Source organism: Paracidovorax oryzae ATCC 19882, assembly GCF_000687165.1.
Taxonomy (GTDB): domain Bacteria; phylum Pseudomonadota; class Gammaproteobacteria; order Burkholderiales; family Burkholderiaceae_C; genus Paracidovorax; species Paracidovorax oryzae.
Genome location: NZ_JMKU01000072.1, coordinates 1 through 1100, shown reverse-complemented (window position 1 = coordinate 1100; position 1100 = coordinate 1). Strand labels below are relative to the sequence as shown.

Below are 1100 nucleotides of genomic sequence, written 5' to 3'. Positions count from 1 at the left end.
TTGAGGAGTTCGCGCACGGGGCGGGTGGCCTCGGCGCGGTCGATGGCGATGGCCAGGATCCAGGGCGTGCCTTCCACCTTCGCGGCGTAGAGCATCTGGTCGGAGCCCTTGGCTGCCACTTCCGCATGGCCCCCGTCCGCCGCGAGCCGCTGCAGCAGCGCGGCGTCGATGCCGGCAGCGAGCGCGGAGACCGGCTTGAGTGCCAGCTGGGGATCGGCCTGGGCGAGCAGGCGGCCCTGGTCATCGACGAGCATGGCGAAGCTCCTGGACGTGGGCTGGATGGCGGTCACCATGCGGCCGACGGTTTCCAGCAGCATGTCGGTGGCCACCACGCCCGCGAACTGGCCGGCCGGCCCCCAGGGCTCGGCGAACGTGATGAGGAGCTTGCCGGAGCTGGCGCCGATGTAGGCCGGCGTCACGATGGGGCCGCCGGCCTGCATCGCCTGCTTGTACCAGCCGCGGGACGTGCCGTCGTAGCCGTCGGGCACGGGGTGCAGGAAGCTGTGCCGCTTGTCCGCGTGGACCAGATAGGCATCGTCGAGCGCGCCAGCCTGCTTCGCGGCCTGCAGGAACGGAGTCGGGTCCGGCTGGGTGGCCGCGATCCGGATGGAGCTGGTGATGCGCTGTTTTTCCTTCACCCAGCTGGTGATCTCGTCGGCGTGCAGCCGCGTGCGCTGGGCGAGTTGGGCATCGATGCCTGTGAGTGTGTTGCCGCGCACGACAAGGAAGGTGGCAAAGGCCATCACCACGAGGGACGCCGTGGTGATGGCGATGCAGATCCCGATCAGGCGGGCTTGCAGACTCTGGAACATGGGGAGCTCTCGAAAACGGAAAAAGCGGCTGGGCCGCAGTGTGTGCCGCGGGGAAGGGGAAAAAGGTACGGCGCAGCCATGGGACTGCGCCGTGCGGGAAAACGCCTTGAGAGGTCCTGAGGTATCAAATCGGGTGGCGGGGGGCTCCCAATGCGGGGTGTGGATGCGCATGGCCGGTGGCATGGTCGCCCCCGGCGTCGAGCTTGAAGCCGGCGACGGCGTCGGCGAGCTGGTGCGCCTGCTGCTGCAGCGATTGCGCGGCGGCGGTGGCCTGCTCGACGAGGGCGG

General features: G+C 69.4%; 1 protein-coding gene. It reads right to left on the bottom strand.

The features are described from left to right. The coding region (locus T336_RS0122435) for a cache domain-containing protein (RefSeq protein ID WP_026434191.1) at positions 1 to 812 on the bottom strand (812 nt) is incomplete at its 3' end. Positions 813 to 1100 lie beyond the last annotated feature (288 nt).